Consider the following 15,460-nt stretch of genomic DNA (forward strand, 5'->3'; position numbering starts at 1 on the left):
AGTGAAGGAATTTCCGTGAAGCATACTATTATTCAATTGTCATCTATTTCTAGAAGGGCTAAACAGTCAGGTTTATCGCTGTTAGATTTGTTGGTTTTTCCTGTTCTGTTGTGGATGTGTTATGCCATTCGACTTGTTGAGTGGGATATCGATGTTATGCCGGGTATGGCATTCGGTTGGGTTCTAGTCAGTATACTTTCAGTTTTAAGTCTGTTACTCATGGGCGTGTACCACTTCATTGTACGTGCCTTTAGCGAGCTGTTTATTGCCAAGTTAGCCCTTGCTGTAAGCTTGATGGTGGTCGTTTTATATACCTTAGCTTATAGCACTTCAGCCTTTATTCCCATGTCTATTCCGCTTATGTATGGTTTTTTCATGTTTGGCTGGGTGTGGTTTAGCCGTGCATTGATCCGTTTTGTTGTGCAGGCTGCGCAAGAGTCTCAAATCAGGAAGAAGCGTGTTGCTATATATGGTGCTGGTCTTGCTGGGCAGCAAATCATGGCAGCCTTACTGCATTCAGATGAGCATATCCCCCTATTTTTTGTTGATGATAAAAGCGCCTTACAGAAACAGATAATCGGAGGTTTAAAAGTTTATTCGATTCAGGAAGCATTGGCTCGTACCTTTAAAAAATATGCAATTGATGAAATTTTAATTGCATTGCCATCGGTAGGCCGTGCGCGTAAAAGTGAAATTATCCGTCTTCTTGAACCAGCACATTTAAAAATAACCGAGCTTCCGGGTTTGACTCAACTTGTTGATGGTGATATTAAGATTACTGATATCCGAGAAGTAGATATTATTGATCTGCTGGGACGTGATCCGATTCCACCAATTGAGCCATTACTGACCAAAAATATCCAAGATAAAGTAGTGATGGTAACTGGGGCTGGCGGATCAATTGGTTCTGAATTGTGCCGTCAGATTGTGAAAAATCAGCCTAAACAACTGATTATTTATGAATTAACTGAGTTTGCACTTTATAGTATTGATAAAGAGTTACGTTTAAATAGTGATTGTGACATTATCCCGATTTTGGGCAGTGTACTGGAACAGGGTAAACTGGAACGGGTGATTGAGCAATATGCTGTGCAGACAGTTTATCATGCTGCTGCTTACAAGCATGTGCCTTTGGTAGAATGTAATCCGATTGCCGGTTTGAAAAATAATGCATTGGGAACAGCCTTTAGTGTAAATGCAGCTGTCAAAAAAGGGGTAGAAACCTTTGTACTGATTTCAACTGATAAAGCAGTACGCCCAACCAATGTGATGGGAGCTTCAAAACGTATGGCTGAACTTTACTGCCAGGCCATGGCAAAAGTACAGCATCAAACTCAGATTAGTATTGTCCGTTTTGGTAATGTTCTTGGATCATCAGGTTCTGTCGTACCTTTATTTAAACAGCAAATTAGTAAAGGTGGTCCGATTACAGTGACTCATCCTGAAGTGACGCGTTACTTTATGACTATTCCAGAAGCATCACAATTGGTGATTCAGGCGGGAGCACTAGGTACTGGAGGAGATGTATTTTTACTGGATATGGGTGATTCAGTACGAATTCAGGATCTTGCTCGGCAGATGGTGATGCTGAGTGGTTTACAGATTAAGGAAGTTGGAAGTACATATGGTGATATTGAGATTCACTATACAGGATTAAGACCTGGTGAGAAGCTCTATGAAGAGCTATTGATTGATCAGGACGATACTGAAGTTACTGAACATAGCCGAATTTTACGTTCTTTTGAAAAAGATTTCCCTTTAGAAGAATTGCAACCTATCTTTAAATCTCTAGAAAAAATTAAAGCGACGGAACAGGATATTAATTGGGCACTCACACAACTGGAGTGCTATGTTGATGGCTATCAACGTAGTGGGCAAATACAAGTGAATTAATTAACATCGAAATTCACTTATATTTGTAGCGAGTGCCTGACTTTAATTTTTAGCAGTGAATGATTTTTACGATTGCTTTAAATTCCCACAAGGGAGTTAGCTGTATGGTGCACTGTACTGTAAAGGTATTCGTTTATAAGACGAATATAGATTAAGTATTTTCTATACTGCTGAATTTAATGTTATTTTTATATTTATTTTGATCATTGAAGATAAAAATAAACAAAAAATTGGTGCGGTCTGCGGGACTCGAATTTTTGATTTATATGATTGATGTATAATGGAATAAATAAATTTGAAAATTTTTGTACTGCATATTGTACCGTAAAAAAGAAAAGTGCTATCTAATTGATATTTAAAAATTCGGTGTTGACTTGATAACGAGTATTTCGCCCTCCACCATCTAGTTTGATTATACACTCTTTTTCTAGCAAATCTGTTAAATGGCGTGTGGCTGTTGCTTTACTGACTTTAGCGACCTTCTGGTATTGAGAAGCACTAATGCCATGTTCAAAACCATTCTCACCACCATCTAATAAACGATTCAAGACCTTTCGTTGCCCTTCATGCAAATCTAGGTTTGAAAATTTTTGCCAAAATTGGCTTTTGAGCAATGTTCGCTGAATTTGTTTTAATGTTGTGTCGAGGCTGTCATTTAAGGTGTCTAAAAACCAAATCAGCCAATTTGTAATATCTGAATCACTTTTCTGTGTTTGCTCTAAAATTTCATAGTAACTTTTTCTTTTATTTAAAATAGATGGTGATATGGCATATAAACGAATGCTCTGTTCATCCATTTGTGCTAATGCAAGATCAGTGAGTGCGCGTGTAATACGACCATTACCATCATCAAAAGGATGAAGTGTAATGAACCATAGATGAGTGATAGCTGCACGAAGGAGTGGATCAAGTAATGAGTCGGTCAGGCTATGATTAAACCAATTTATAAATGAGCTTAAAAGGTTTTCTAATCCCTCTCTAGGTGGTGCTTCAAAATGTACAGTTGGATAATCTAATCGACCAGAAACAACCTGCATTGGTTCTGAGCCTCTCAGTTGTCCAATCCTTAATCGTTGCATTGTCCAATCAGGATCATTAAAGAGCCATTGATGCCATTGCATGAGACGCTCAACAGTAAGAGCTTGTTTTACACTATTCAATGCATCCAACATGATGTTTGCTAAGCCTTCAGATCGGTCAGAACTTGGGTAGGGGTGTTCAAGACTGACACCTAAACGGCGAGCAAGTGAGGAGCGTAAAGAAGAGACATTCAAAGTTTCATTTTCAATGGCTGATGATGCTACCAAATTGGCAAGCAAAGTATCTAAAGTGAATTGTTTTTTTGCTAAATCATGCTGACTGTGCCCAAGGAGCATACCAATTTTTTGATGAATCTTTCGAGTCTTGGGTAAGATAATCTCATCTTTCCATGTGAAATTTGTCCAATTGTTCGTCTGCCAAATCCATTCATTCATTTTGAACTCTGCTGAGAAAGCTTCTAGGGTGAGTCAAATATAGCATATATTTGGCTCATAATTTGAGTTGAATGTATTCTTTGTTCGGCTTGTGATTTTAGCTATAACCACTTAAAACAGAACGTTGCTAGGGGGATTTTTTGAGTTGTAGGTTTTACAAAAATGCACTCTGTTGGAGGAAAAACGGAGCCATTCTACAACCATTAAATAGTCCCAATGATTAGAGGCTTCTCTGATTTTTTTTTCATATGAGTAAAATTTATTGTCTATCATTTTGCAATAAAACCATCTTTGACCATTTTAACAATAGTTGATCATCAAGCTTCTAATTTCCATCCCTTTCAAAATGAACCACTCAAATCAGTAGCTCATCTATCTCTGTCAATTTTATAGCTTTACAGAAATTAGCCATCTCCATCTTAAGTGCTGTGTTGAATAGCTATCTATTTTTGATTAAAAAATAGTCTTACTGGTTGTTGGATTGATATGTTATTAACTTGTGAACTTTATTGTTTTATATTTGGATTAATGTATGATTATTTATGGAATAATATGTTTTTAAAAATATAAAATTTAATTTTTAATTAATTAAATTACAGTTACTTATGGTGTAATTTTATGCTTAAATCAACAATTATTAATAATAAAGATCTATTTTTGGTTTTAGAGAAGAAGTATCCCTATGCAATTGATGATTGGGGCAAAGATGAAAATAAAAAAATTTCAATTTTTCGAGACTGGATTGGGCTATTTAATTCGCTATGTGAGTTAGAGAAAAATTATCAGGAAGAGCGACAAATAGATGAGAGTGATTTCAAAGAAGACTCTTTCCATTCAGAAAAGATGCGTGAATTATTTCGTCCTTTGCTGATAAATCGAGAAATCTTTTTTTATAAAAATGCAATCAATTTTGAACTTTTCCAAGTTTATAAATGGTGCTTAGAAATTTATGATCTGCGAGGACAGGGAGCTGGAAGAAATAAAATTTTTCAAGTGTTAAGACGTTATCAAGTATTAGAAGTAGCGTTTCCTGTTCAGGCATGTTTACTTTTTTATTCGATTTTTACTGAACAGTTGCGTTTAAAAAACATAGGGGTGAAGTACTCGTACTCGGTACAAAATCAGCAATTACTTGTTGAAGCACAAAAAGAGGTATTGGAGCTTTCCAAACGATATGGGCATTTGTATACAGTGAATGTAACGTATCAGCTTAAGTTGCCTAATAATCTTAGCTCTACAATTGATATTCGTAGGGGATTCCATGAATTACATTTAATAGAACAAAAAATTGTATTGGATAAGCGGTTACTCAAAGTCTTATTCAAGTTTGAAGATGATGGTTTGCATGGTTGCTTATTAAATTGTATTTTAATTTATCCGATGCAAGCTCTTTCTAATGTTAAACAATGCCTAACACAGCTTGAAACTATTTCAGAAACGAGTGCTAATGGTACTCAGATTAAATTTCAGAATTGGGGAATGGTTCTCAACCATATTGCTGAGGTAGAAGTTGTTGGGCACATTGATCAGAGTGAAAAATTACAAAACTTTCTGTATTGGACACTAGGGTCATTTTATCGACATGATGATTTTTTTTCTTACTGTTACCCATTAGCAAATGATGGAAATTTTATCCATGAGCAAGTCTTAGAACCTTGGGCTTTAAGCTTAAAAGTACCTAAAAAAGGAATACAAGTAAAAGATATAAATAGAATTTATTCTGAATTAATGAATTCTATATCTGATGTCGATGAAGTGTGGTCTATAAGTGTATTGCCGAAAACTCTTCAAAAGGAGTTGGCAATCGATAAAATCATGCTATCTGAAATTGTCTATGAGTTGAGATACGATAGTGCATTCAATGGTGAAGTTCTGGGTTGTTTACAAGTTTTTTATACATTTCTAAAGGTCGGTGATGAACCTTTTTTTTACATTGTTAAATTTAAAGATCTCGTTACTGACATTAAGCCGAGTAGATTGGGTCGCCAATTCATCTATCTTTATAATGCCTTGTGTCAACAACCAGAAATTATAAGTCAAATCGAAGAGCTTGATTCTATGTTAGGTCAACGCTTTCAAATGCTTTTGAATAGTCAGTTATGGGTGTATATAAAGGAATTAGTACGGACAGATAATACCATCATTAGCAAAGTAGAGACCTTACATACGCTCAATCAACTATGTGGTTACTATCGACTAAATCAAACTAGAATACCTAGTTACCCATATACTATTGATGATTTTGTCGCATCTGAGAGAAGAACAGCAGATGCCTATAAATATTTTGAAGGGTTGCTTCAGGGTAATCAATTGATATGTAGGTTTAAGTTTTATGCAGATGTAGAAGGCATTTCATTTCTAGAGAAAAGAGAAATTTTCGCAAAACACTTCACCGAATTTTTAAGAATTCATAAAAGAAGTAGCTTGTTAAAAAACTTAAATGGCTATTTTTTAATTTGGTTGGATGAACCGTACGAGAAAGGCTTTCAGGATAGAAGACCACCAAAACCATATGTGGACGTGATTTTTATTATGGAATTTGTATATGGACTCAGTTATCAATCATTCGAGCAAGATGTCCTTAATGCATGGAAAGAATACAAAGGTAAGAAATCTTTAATAGGTGAAAGTCTAAATCAATTTCGTACTAGGGCTTTCCAAGGAGAGTATCTCATGCATTCTGAGGAATCCTTGAAATCAACATTTGTAGTCTTTGAGAAGAAAAACAAAAAATTGAAGAGGGTGTTACTGGAAAAATTGCTTCCATACTTTACCTATCGACATTTTTATTTGTCTAAGCTTTATGATGATAAACAAGACTCAAAGATCAAAATGTTTAGTAAAGGTGTTTTGAGCAAAAAATCTCATTCAAAATGAATATATTCATGTAGCGTAACTTTAGCTCGATTGCTTTTTACTTAATTTTTCTCATCTAGGGGAAGTTGTTGAATTTATTGTGTACGTGATACAGGAATGTTTTAAGAATTTGTTAGTGGGTTATTAATGTAATGAATTAATTATATAAATCATACTATTACATAACATAAGTATTCTATGTAAAACTTGAATTATTTCCTAGTGATATGAGTTTAATCATCAACAAGGAAATTCTCATGACAAATGCGAGTACAGCACTCAATGAGTCTAAGGTACTGACGGATATAGATAATTTTATCATCTCTATGTATAAGGCATACAGCGAAGAAAGCTTTAAACAGGAATTGATTAAGTTGATTCCTCAGTTCAAGACAATTTACCAATCTACACGACAATACTCTGAATGTATTAAGATATTTCATTCTCTAGCAAATGTTGTTGATGAAATCTTGAATGGTCAGGATATCTCATTAGTCCAATCTTTTGATGACAGGCATTTCTGGAGACTTGTAGACACTTTATCCGATTTAAAGTCGAATGCTTCACTTCAATTTATCAAGTTTAAGGCTCAGGAACGACGAAATCAGAAAAGCCTTTTGTTTTATTTACAGCAACTTATCCAACATTATGCAAAGCTATTGTTTGTGCGTGTCGATTTAGCGATTCAAATGGAATATCAACATGAAGTAGATATTCAGCAATTCAATCAATATTTGCAGCACTTCTTAAATCGAGTTCAGAATCAAGATACCTGTTTTAATGATTTGCAAGGCTATGCATGGGCACTGGAGCAAGGTGAGGATAAAGGTTATCACTGCCATGTCTTACTTGTTTACAATGGGCATCAGCGTCAAAATGACTTTTGGATTGGCTTACAGGTCAGGGATTGTTGGTCTGCATTAACAGATCAGAAAGGCTATGCTTTTGTTTCAAATGCGCCTGAGTATAAGAAGAAGTTTGAAGATCAAGGTACGCTAGGGATTGGAATGATTCATCGGAATCAGCCTGAGCAAGTGCAAAATGCGATACAGGCTGCCATGTACTTGGTCAATCCAGAAAAAGATAAACAATATCTTCGGGTTAGTATGTCGGGTATGCGTAGTTTTGGGCGTGGATTATTTGCAAATACTAAGCGTAGAGGGCTAACGGAGTCTTCGATTGATCAAGACGTTGTAAGTTAGGTGATTAGTGCGATGAGAGATGTGTATTTTTTTGCGGAACTACACATCCTATGTACCAATTAACGAATCTGATAAGTCGATGTTCCATTCACCGTACTAATTGTGCTTGGATTCATTTCCCCCAGCTTTTCCATAAGCTCAACCGTATATTCCTGCTTTTAGCTGGACGTTATGCCTTACGGCTATTGGCAAGCTTGGCAAGTGCTGCGATTCAGCTCACCATGAATTGGGCACAACGTTCAGTTTACTCTGCTCAAGCTGCACCTGTCTGGGCTGGCTATTTGGGCGATTGGCAGGTACATTTGGGCATTATCACATTACTTGGTGGATTGTGTGTGGTATTCGGTGTGATTTTAAGTGAAATGAAGTGGGCTCGGAAAAAAAGAATGTGAAAGTGGCTTGTGAGGATCCAAGCATCTAAAATTTATATTTCATTGGATATAAATTTGACTAATAAAGTCACGTGGTTGATTAAATTTTTAAGGATGATTTAAAAGAGAGTTAACGTGTTTAAATCGAAGAGAAAATCGTATTTTAAGACCGTTAAATACATGTAAAATCTTTAAATCATTTTTTATATCGCAAAAATATTAAGTTATATATCACTTAACTTTTGAAGTATAAGGCTTATTGGGGTTTGTAAGCTATTGTGTGTTAATAATTTTATTTGTTATAGATGTTACGTTTTATCGTCCATTTAGTTGACGAGAAAATAAAAAAGAATAAAAAATAATCAGAATATAGCGTTTCTATCGCATTTATTTTTGATCATAAATAAAAAGTAGAATTCGCTGTTCTCAACAGGTTTTATGCAGCTATATATGGAATTTGATTGTTGCATATTCAATGTTTTGTCAATTTAACGCTATTGATGAAGTGGTTCTATTCACAATACAAGGAGCGTGTGATGAATTTTTCCAAAGTATTGATTATTGCGGCTAGTGTGATGCTGGCAACATCAGTGACTTATGCAGATGAAACAATGCGTAGTAAACATATGTCGAGTTGGAAAGCTTCAATGCAGAAAAAGCATATGATTGCGAGTGCGATGAGTGCCGCACCCAAAAAAGTCAGTGCAATGGCAACTATTGTTTATATTGATGCTCAAGGTCATATGCAGACTTTGCGTAAGGGACACAATAATTTTATTTGTATGCCAGATAACCCAACAACACCTGGACCAGATCCAATGTGTATGGATCCAGCTTCAATGGAATGGGCAGAAGCATGGATGATGCACAAGATTCCTCCAAAAGGAAAAGTGGGGTTGATGTATATGCTTGCAGGTGGAACAGATGCGAGTAATGTTGATCCTTATGCAACTAAACCAACAGCTGGCAATCACTGGATTAAAACGGGCCCACATATCATGATTGTTGGTGCATCTCAAAGCTTTTACGATATGTATCCTAAACATAAACAACCCGATACTTCGGTACCATATGTGATGTGGTCTGGAACACCTTATCAACATTTAATGATTCCGATTAAATAAGCCTGCTGATTATTTTTTAAGATCTCAAGAAATTATGAGTGATTATTTGATTTCTTGAACTGAAATGAGAAAGGCTAGCATGTCAGATGCTATTTAAGCATTTTATATCTAGCCTACCGTGATTCAACATTATTCTCGCGTACTCATGGTCAGGGTGGATTTGTATTTCTCTGCTAAGCTCAGGTGGATATGACCTACATCGTTGTCATCAGTATCTACAAATCTTATTAAACCGTCTATCTAATCGAGATGGCTGTTTTAGTAACTTACACTGGTGGGCATGGGCGTTGGAGCAGGGTTTGCAACGTGGTTATCATATTCATTTACTTCTAGTTTATGATGGGCATAGGCACCAGAATGACTATTACCTAGGGCTAGAAGTTGGGCGTTATTGGAGAGATATCTTAACGGATGGCGAAGGTGAGTTTTATACGTCCAATCAGCCACAAGTCAAACATCGCTACGCTTTAATGAATCGCTTAGGAATCGGGATAATTTATCGTGATAACCCTGTAGCGGTTGAGAATGCACTCAATGCCTCAGCTTATTTGGTGAGCCCTGAAAAAGAGACACAAATGTTAAGGGTGAAAAAGCCCAATATGCGTACCTTTGGAACAGCACAATTTGATGTAGTTCGACGTCGAGGCATACATTGAGTAGAAGCCCTAAAGATGTATTCATTAGGGCATTCATTTTAACGAATCTGAACAGTCGATGCTCCATTAACCAATACTACATACGCTAGTCCTTATGGTGCTGCTTTGGCTTCAGAAGCTGGGTGAGTGAATTTATCCAGATCATTGACACTGCTATTGACCATGGCTGAGGCTTCTGCCGCATCACTTGCGGATGTTTCAGCACTGGCTGAAGGTGAGGAGGTGGTTTTCTCTTGGCAGCCCGTGAGAGTGATTAGGCAAATCAATCCTGTGATCAGGCTCAGGCGTTTATGAATAGGCATGTTTTTATTCTCATTCTAAGTGGGAAGCAACTTGCTACTGTGCTGAATCTCGGTGTGATTGTTAAAAGCTCAGTCAGCAGCAAGCTCAATCAGGCTTATTTGCAAAGTCCAGCACGAACCGCATCTACCATACGGGGTTGTGCTGGATCAGCAGCGAGTTTTAAGCAAATCGGCTGTTTATTTTTCTCAGCTTTCATAATCAGTGCTTCACCTGAAATCGGTTGAGAACCACCTGCGTTATACACCATATAGCGTTTGCCAGAGGTGGCTTTAAAGGTATAGGCATCTCCTGATTCGCCATAACCTTCAATCTTTTTCACGGTGACTGTGACTTGTTCAGTTTTTGCCAGTGCAGGCAAGCTGCATAAGGTACAGCTCAGAGCGAGAAGTAGTTTTTTCATTGTGATTATCCTGATGTTTCTGCTGTAGTTGAAATTAATTAAACATGGAAATTGGCCAAACAATTGCTTTGCCGAGGTTGTACATATAGCTGCGATCCGCAGTGGCACTGCATCCTTTCAGGTAAAAAGAAAACAGCACTGCCACAACGATATAAAATCCAATCACATAGTTTTTCATGATGTTTTCCTTAGCGAGCCTGACAATGTTGAACTGCATTGACCATGGCATCACCAAAATCAGCAGGAAGTTGCATATTGCTTGGATTCATTTCCCCCAGTTTTTCCATGAACTCAGGTGAATAGTGTTTTTCTAGACGATCATAGACACATGAACAGATAGATCGGTTTTGTCCCCCTGATTGACAGCCTGCATTAAAATCACGTTTTGCCTTACTTTCACAGCCAGATAACAGCCCCGACATGAGTAAGACCAGTACTGATAAGCCTGCATACTTCGACATGGCTCTTTTCCTTATGGTTTATTGTGTTATTAGAAACGATCATCAGGTTTGTCCCAGCCTGCCAAAGACAGCAATGCCCATAGCAAGACCATAATGACAAAAAAGCCAAGAATGGCAGGACCTAACCAGATCACCAGCCCAATGATTAAAATCAGGCGTGCAAAAAGCTTCATACCGCTGCTCCTTATGACATGTACCTCAAAATGGCATGTACTCCAGACAGGTGATGTCTGAATGCATAAAAAACTTACAGATGAATGCTTAGGTCTGAGACAAGATCGAAATATAAGGCGAAGACAAGCCATGCCTGAGCGGCATAGAAGAAGAAAATAAACAATGAGAAACAGTCATAGCGACTCCTAGATGTAATAGAAGTTCTGCCGAATCACTGTCAATTGATTATGGTGGCAGAACGAAAAGGGGTTGACAGACTGGACATCTAGAACCAGCACGCGCGAACGCGTCCCCCTCCCGTTCTACCGCAAAGGGGGACGAGAAGGTTACACATACAAGTCATGCTCAGAAAGAGCTAAACCTGATGCGCTAGATGAAACGGTCTGTCAAAACCGACTGACAATGTAGGTCAGCCCTTGCATGATAATCTGCACTTTTTAAAAGGTCAATTGCTGCCAAATTCAATTGATTAGCAACGCATCCCAATTATTTTGAGATACATATCACCGAGATGAAACAAGACCTGTTTAGCACAGTGCAACAGGTCTTCCAACATGCCGATTTAAATCACATCGTATTTCATCTATAGGGAGTATCTCACGATGCCATATCAACACCATGAGGATGCAAATGCATTCTACGAAGATCAGACTTTTACTCCACCGCAACCACTCATGCTGCTTTCCCCAAATAACCTTGCTCAGCTCGGACTGTATGTCTCACGCTCTTTGGGTTATTCCCCATGGATTGGTGCCATTGCAGGTGCAGCGATTGGAGGTGTCGTCCTAGCCATCATTGATCATCAACAGCAGCCTCCACAATTCTCTAAATCCTTTACCGACCACCAGTACTAATCGAGGACAAAACCATGGCACATCTACTTGAACAAATGGCCTATGTCGGTGAAACCCCTTGGCATGGTCTAGGTAATAGTCTGACACCTCATCAACCGATTGAAGTCTGGGCACAGCAGGCAGGCATGGACTGGCGGATTGAATCCTCCAATGTCAGCTACATGGCTCAGAATGAGCGAGGGCAAAGCATCATTCTGCCCTATGAAGAACAACGGGTACTATATCGTTCTGATACCCATGCACCACTTTCTGTGGTCAGTCAGCGTTATCAGGAAGTTCAACCCTTGGAGATTCTGGAATTCTATCGGGATCTGACTGAACAGGCTGGCTTTGAACTGGAAACCGCAGGGGTACTCAAAGGCGGCAAGAAGTTCTGGGCACTGGCGAAGACGGGACAAACCTCTATGCTCAAAGGCAAGGATGTCAGCAATGGCTATATTCTACTTGCGACAGCATGTGATGGCACACTCGCCACTACCGCACAATTCACTTCAATCCGTGTGGTGTGTAACAACACTTTGGCAATTGCCCTAAAAGGACAAAGCAGTAGTGCAGGTGTGGTGAAAGTACCCCATAGCACCAAGTTCAATGCCGAGAAGGTTAAACAGCAACTGGGCATTTCCGTTCGGGTATGGGATGAACACATGTATGAAATGAAACAGCTCAGCCAACGTAAAGTCACGCAAACCGAAGCAGCAGCCTATTTTGATGCAGTGTTTAACAACACTAGCCTAAGCCTTGCGGATCAGGACGACAGCATTATTCAGTTCTACCGCAATGTTGCCACCCAAGCACAAAGCAATCCGACAGGCAAAACCGAGAATAAAGCTGAACCGAATGGACGTGCCATGTCTAAAGTGATGAGCATGTTTAATGGTCAGGGACGCGGTGCCGAACTGAGTTCAGCCAAAGACAGTGCCTATGGCTTGCTGTGTAGCATCACCGAATTTGCCGATCACGAACGTCGTGCCATGAGTCAGGATCACCGTCTGGATTCGGCATGGTTCGGGGCAGGTGCAGCCCTGAAACAACGAGGACTAGAACAAGCATTACGTTTGATTGCCTAAGCTTGATCGCTAGCTTGTACGGTAGATAGCGATCAAGTTAGCGTACAAGCCAGCCCACTCTGATCTTCAAATCATCAAAGCCATTTATTTATTCAATCACATTCAAAGCTGTGTCTTCGGACATAGCTTTTTTTATGCCCAAAATTGAACAACTACAGGACATTCTCATGAATACAGCACTGTCTATTTCAAACCCATCGACATCGCCTCAGCCAATTCTAAATAACACTCGTCCGAAACTGTTTACTGCCAAACGCTTTGTGGATACCCGAAAGCTCAGTCAAGCCGAATGGCTAGAAGTGCGTCGGCAGGGCATTGGCAGTAGTGATTGTGCGGCCGCTTGTGGACTCAACCCTTATATGTCGATGTTAGAACTGTGGATGATCAAAACTGGACGCATCCAGCAAAACATCGAAGATGAACATCAAGGGCATTCGCCTTTGTACTGGGGTAAACAGCTAGAACCCTTAGTCGCAGAATACTACAGTCTGCATACTCAGCATAAAGTCCGTCGGGTCAATGCGGTGTTACAGCATCCTGATCCCGATAAGCATTTTATGCTGGCGAATCTAGATTATGCCGTAGTGGGCCATCCTGAAGTGCAGATTCTGGAATGTAAAACCGCAGGCGAACATGGGGCAAAACTGTGGCGGGAGGGTGTGCCTTTATACGTGCTTTGCCAAGTGCAACATCAACTGGCGGTGACAGGCAAACAAGCAGCACATGTTTGTGTGTTGCTGTGTGGGCATGAGACCAAGATTTTTAAAGTCACCCGCAATGAATCAGTGATTACTCACATCATTCAGGCTGAACGTCAATTCTGGGATTGTGTGCAACAGGATATTCCACCGTCAGTCGATGCCAGTGCTTCAGCTGCCAAAGCCTTGCAATTGCTCTATCCAGAGCATGTGCCATTGAGTACGACTGATCTGTCTGAAGATAACGATGCCAATCAACAGTTTGAGCAACTGCTTCAACAGCGCAATTTGATTGAACAGCATCAGGAACAGTTTGATCTGCTCAAGCATCAGCTACAAGCCAAGATACAAGATGCGGAACGTGCCGTGTTTCAAGCAGGCTCAGTCACATGGAAACGCTCCAAGGACTCAATCAGTCTGGATAGCAAAGCCCTATTGAAACAGCATCCTGAATATCTACAGCAGTTTCCACAAACCAAGCAAGGCAGCCGACGTTTACAGATTTACAGCGATTGAATGGAGTGGCTTCATTCAACTGTTTTCACATTCAACCAACTTCAGAAATCCCGTGCTCAGTGCATGGGATTTTTTATTTGTAATTTAACTACTCACTTATGAAATGAATAGAGGACATCCACATGATTAAAGGTTTAATTATTACCCCGCCCGTACTGGGTCGTATCAGTATCGGTAAAGTGGTGGAAAAGAACGGTAAACGTCTACCTGAAAAAGACGATCAATTTACCATTACCAGTCAAATCCATACCAAGGAGGGGTGGGTCAAGCATCCTCTGGATGAGCAGCTTCGTGCCAAAGCCCCCAATCAGAAACTCAGAAGTATTCCAGTGCGGATGTTATTTGATGATCCAGAACTGAATTTACGTGCCGAATATACTTTATTTGACCGTCAGACTGGACGACCAATCTGTATTGGTAATGGGGAAATGTGTCAGCGTCGAACAGGTAATGGGGTTGAACAACATCCTTGCCCATCACCTGATCTATGCCCGTTAGCACAAGGCGGGCAGTGTAAGCCCTATGCCCGTTTATATGTCAATTTGGATGAACAGGATGAGCTGGGCAGCTTTGTCCTCAGAACCACAGGCTTTAATACGATTCGTACCTTAACCGCACGGCTGCGTTATTACCATGCCGCAGTCAATGGCTTGCTGTCCTGCCTGCCTCTGCAACTCACTTTAAGAGGAAAAAGCACCAGTCAGAGTTATGGCACACCAATCTACTATGTGGATCTGACTTTAAGGGAGGGAGTCAGTTTGCAACATGCCATCATTGCCGCTAAGCAACTACAACAGGAAGCCCAAGCCTGTGGTTTTCAACAGGAGTTACTGGATCAGGTGGCACGGCAAGGTTATGCCAATGCGGTGTTTGATCGGGATGAGGGGGAGGATGGAATAGAGGTTGTGGAGGAGTTTTATCCTGAGCAGTCGAATGAAGCATCCTCAATTGATCAGAAGCAGAACATCTCTGAAATTCAGCAGATTCAACAAGGTTTGCAGCAGAGTGTTCGGGTGGTGAATTAGGCGTGAGTGGGGTAAGGGTATCCGAGCAATAAGTTTTTACAGGATGCCACATCATTTGAGCGAAAGACACAGCTCGCTTTATTGATATTAGGAGCACCCGTCATGACTACATTTATTGGTCAAACATTTGTAATGAATCAAATCATTAACTTAAAAGAAGTTATTCAGATTACAGGCCTGAGTCGAGCAACGATTTATAACATCATGAATGAAAAACATAAGCAATATGATCCAACATTTCCAAAGCAAGTTAATTTAACGGTTGGGCGTGTTGGTTGGTCTGCATTGGAAATTAACCAATGGATTGAATCTAAGTTAGCAAACCGCTAACTTAGATGGGAGTTTCGGCTCCCTTATTTTTTTAGTAGACTATAAGTACTTAGAA

The 15,460-nt window shown here is 39.5% G+C and carries 17 protein-coding genes; 11 read left to right on the plus strand and 6 right to left on the minus strand.

Annotated elements, in window-relative coordinates:
- The first annotated feature begins 15 nt into the window (after positions 1 to 15).
- On the plus strand, positions 16 to 1,893 hold the full coding sequence (locus tag ACX1N5_RS05670; protein ID WP_458800774.1) for a polysaccharide biosynthesis protein: 1,878 nt from the start codon (positions 16 to 18) through the stop codon (positions 1,891 to 1,893).
- Positions 1,894 to 2,237: 344 nt separating this feature from the next.
- Here ACX1N5_RS05670 and ACX1N5_RS05675 read toward each other — a convergent pair whose 3' ends face one another.
- Positions 2,238 to 3,368: a Fic family protein gene (locus ACX1N5_RS05675; RefSeq protein WP_458800776.1), complete on the minus strand. Its 1,131-nt coding sequence runs from the start codon at positions 3,366 to 3,368 to the stop codon at positions 2,238 to 2,240.
- Positions 3,369 to 3,986: 618 nt separating this feature from the next.
- Between ACX1N5_RS05675 and ACX1N5_RS05680 the strand changes: the two genes are divergently transcribed.
- The 5 genes from ACX1N5_RS05680 to ACX1N5_RS05700 all read left to right on the plus strand — a co-directional run bounded on the left by ACX1N5_RS05680 (position 3,987) and on the right by ACX1N5_RS05700 (position 9,577).
- Positions 3,987 to 6,245 (plus strand): hypothetical protein, encoded by a 2,259-nt coding sequence (locus ACX1N5_RS05680; protein WP_458800778.1) that lies wholly within the window; start codon positions 3,987 to 3,989, stop codon positions 6,243 to 6,245.
- A gap of 236 nt (positions 6,246 to 6,481) precedes the next feature.
- Positions 6,482 to 7,426, plus strand: a complete 945-nt coding sequence (locus ACX1N5_RS05685; protein ID WP_458800780.1) for a YagK/YfjJ domain-containing protein — start codon at positions 6,482 to 6,484, stop codon at positions 7,424 to 7,426.
- Between the two features lie 50 nt (positions 7,427 to 7,476).
- Complete coding sequence (locus ACX1N5_RS05690) at positions 7,477 to 7,818, plus strand: hypothetical protein (protein ID WP_458800782.1); 342 nt, start codon at positions 7,477 to 7,479, stop codon at positions 7,816 to 7,818.
- 515 nt (positions 7,819 to 8,333) lie between these two features.
- Positions 8,334 to 8,921, plus strand: a complete 588-nt coding sequence (locus ACX1N5_RS05695; protein WP_458800784.1) for a hypothetical protein — start codon at positions 8,334 to 8,336, stop codon at positions 8,919 to 8,921.
- A 299-nt stretch (positions 8,922 to 9,220) separates the two neighbouring features.
- Positions 9,221 to 9,577: a hypothetical protein gene (locus ACX1N5_RS05700; RefSeq protein ID WP_458800786.1), complete on the plus strand. Its 357-nt coding sequence runs from the start codon at positions 9,221 to 9,223 to the stop codon at positions 9,575 to 9,577.
- A gap of 92 nt (positions 9,578 to 9,669) precedes the next feature.
- On the opposite strand, the gene ACX1N5_RS05705 is transcribed toward ACX1N5_RS05700, so the two are convergent.
- The 5 genes from ACX1N5_RS05705 to ACX1N5_RS05725 all read right to left on the minus strand — a co-directional run bounded on the left by ACX1N5_RS05705 (position 9,670) and on the right by ACX1N5_RS05725 (position 10,914).
- Positions 9,670 to 9,879 (minus strand): hypothetical protein, encoded by a 210-nt coding sequence (locus ACX1N5_RS05705; RefSeq protein ID WP_458800787.1) that lies wholly within the window; start codon positions 9,877 to 9,879, stop codon positions 9,670 to 9,672.
- Between the two features lie 95 nt (positions 9,880 to 9,974).
- Positions 9,975 to 10,280 carry a hypothetical protein gene (locus ACX1N5_RS05710; RefSeq protein WP_458800789.1) on the minus strand — a complete coding sequence of 102 codons (306 nt, stop codon included), beginning with the start codon at positions 10,278 to 10,280 and terminating at the stop codon, positions 9,975 to 9,977.
- A 34-nt stretch (positions 10,281 to 10,314) separates the two neighbouring features.
- Positions 10,315 to 10,458, minus strand: a complete 144-nt coding sequence (locus ACX1N5_RS05715) for a hypothetical protein (RefSeq protein ID WP_458800791.1) — start codon at positions 10,456 to 10,458, stop codon at positions 10,315 to 10,317.
- Positions 10,459 to 10,468: 10 nt separating this feature from the next.
- Positions 10,469 to 10,741, minus strand: a complete 273-nt coding sequence (locus ACX1N5_RS05720; RefSeq protein ID WP_458800792.1) for a hypothetical protein — start codon at positions 10,739 to 10,741, stop codon at positions 10,469 to 10,471.
- A 29-nt stretch (positions 10,742 to 10,770) separates the two neighbouring features.
- Complete coding sequence (locus ACX1N5_RS05725) at positions 10,771 to 10,914, minus strand: hypothetical protein (protein ID WP_458800794.1); 144 nt, start codon at positions 10,912 to 10,914, stop codon at positions 10,771 to 10,773.
- Between the two features lie 603 nt (positions 10,915 to 11,517).
- Here ACX1N5_RS05725 and ACX1N5_RS05730 point away from each other — a divergent pair.
- The 5 genes from ACX1N5_RS05730 (at position 11,518) to ACX1N5_RS05750 (ending at position 15,405) form a co-directional block, all read left to right on the plus strand.
- On the plus strand, positions 11,518 to 11,769 hold the full coding sequence (locus ACX1N5_RS05730) for a hypothetical protein (protein ID WP_458800796.1): 252 nt from the start codon (positions 11,518 to 11,520) through the stop codon (positions 11,767 to 11,769).
- A gap of 14 nt (positions 11,770 to 11,783) precedes the next feature.
- Positions 11,784 to 12,836, plus strand: coding sequence for a DUF932 domain-containing protein (locus tag ACX1N5_RS05735; protein ID WP_458800799.1), 1,053 nt, complete (start codon positions 11,784 to 11,786; stop codon positions 12,834 to 12,836).
- Between the two features lie 167 nt (positions 12,837 to 13,003).
- The gene (locus ACX1N5_RS05740; RefSeq protein ID WP_458800800.1) at positions 13,004 to 14,050 is read left to right on the plus strand and encodes a YqaJ viral recombinase family nuclease; all 1,047 of its coding nucleotides are present in this window, start codon (positions 13,004 to 13,006) and stop codon (positions 14,048 to 14,050) included.
- 122 nt (positions 14,051 to 14,172) lie between these two features.
- Positions 14,173 to 15,075 (plus strand): recombination directionality factor, encoded by a 903-nt coding sequence (locus tag ACX1N5_RS05745; protein WP_458800802.1) that lies wholly within the window; start codon positions 14,173 to 14,175, stop codon positions 15,073 to 15,075.
- Between the two features lie 102 nt (positions 15,076 to 15,177).
- Entirely contained in the window at positions 15,178 to 15,405 is a 228-nt protein-coding gene (locus ACX1N5_RS05750; protein ID WP_131390084.1) for an AlpA family phage regulatory protein, read from the plus strand.
- Positions 15,406 to 15,460: the final 55 nt, after the last annotated feature.

The sequence above is a fragment of the Acinetobacter sp. ANC 4636 genome (assembly GCF_054454555.1).

Excerpts from the sequence above, each read along its gene's own strand:
- ACX1N5_RS05675 (WP_458800776.1), bottom strand. The coding sequence starts at position 3,368 with ATGAATGAATGGATTTGGCAGACGAACAATTGGACAAATTTCACATGG.
- ACX1N5_RS05680 (WP_458800778.1), top strand. The coding sequence starts at position 3,987 with ATGCTTAAATCAACAATTATTAATAATAAAGATCTATTTTTGGTTTTA.
- ACX1N5_RS05685 (WP_458800780.1), top strand. The coding sequence starts at position 6,482 with ATGACAAATGCGAGTACAGCACTCAATGAGTCTAAGGTACTGACGGAT.
- ACX1N5_RS05690 (WP_458800782.1), top strand. The coding sequence starts at position 7,477 with ATGTACCAATTAACGAATCTGATAAGTCGATGTTCCATTCACCGTACT.
- ACX1N5_RS05695 (WP_458800784.1), top strand. The coding sequence starts at position 8,334 with ATGAATTTTTCCAAAGTATTGATTATTGCGGCTAGTGTGATGCTGGCA.
- ACX1N5_RS05705 (WP_458800787.1), bottom strand. The coding sequence starts at position 9,879 with ATGCCTATTCATAAACGCCTGAGCCTGATCACAGGATTGATTTGCCTA.
- ACX1N5_RS05710 (WP_458800789.1), bottom strand. The coding sequence starts at position 10,280 with ATGAAAAAACTACTTCTCGCTCTGAGCTGTACCTTATGCAGCTTGCCT.
- ACX1N5_RS05715 (WP_458800791.1), bottom strand. The coding sequence starts at position 10,458 with ATGAAAAACTATGTGATTGGATTTTATATCGTTGTGGCAGTGCTGTTT.
- ACX1N5_RS05720 (WP_458800792.1), bottom strand. The coding sequence starts at position 10,741 with ATGTCGAAGTATGCAGGCTTATCAGTACTGGTCTTACTCATGTCGGGG.
- ACX1N5_RS05725 (WP_458800794.1), bottom strand. The coding sequence starts at position 10,914 with ATGAAGCTTTTTGCACGCCTGATTTTAATCATTGGGCTGGTGATCTGG.
- ACX1N5_RS05730 (WP_458800796.1), top strand. The coding sequence starts at position 11,518 with ATGCCATATCAACACCATGAGGATGCAAATGCATTCTACGAAGATCAG.
- ACX1N5_RS05735 (WP_458800799.1), top strand. The coding sequence starts at position 11,784 with ATGGCACATCTACTTGAACAAATGGCCTATGTCGGTGAAACCCCTTGG.
- ACX1N5_RS05740 (WP_458800800.1), top strand. The coding sequence starts at position 13,004 with ATGAATACAGCACTGTCTATTTCAAACCCATCGACATCGCCTCAGCCA.
- ACX1N5_RS05745 (WP_458800802.1), top strand. The coding sequence starts at position 14,173 with ATGATTAAAGGTTTAATTATTACCCCGCCCGTACTGGGTCGTATCAGT.
- ACX1N5_RS05750 (WP_131390084.1), top strand. The coding sequence starts at position 15,178 with ATGACTACATTTATTGGTCAAACATTTGTAATGAATCAAATCATTAAC.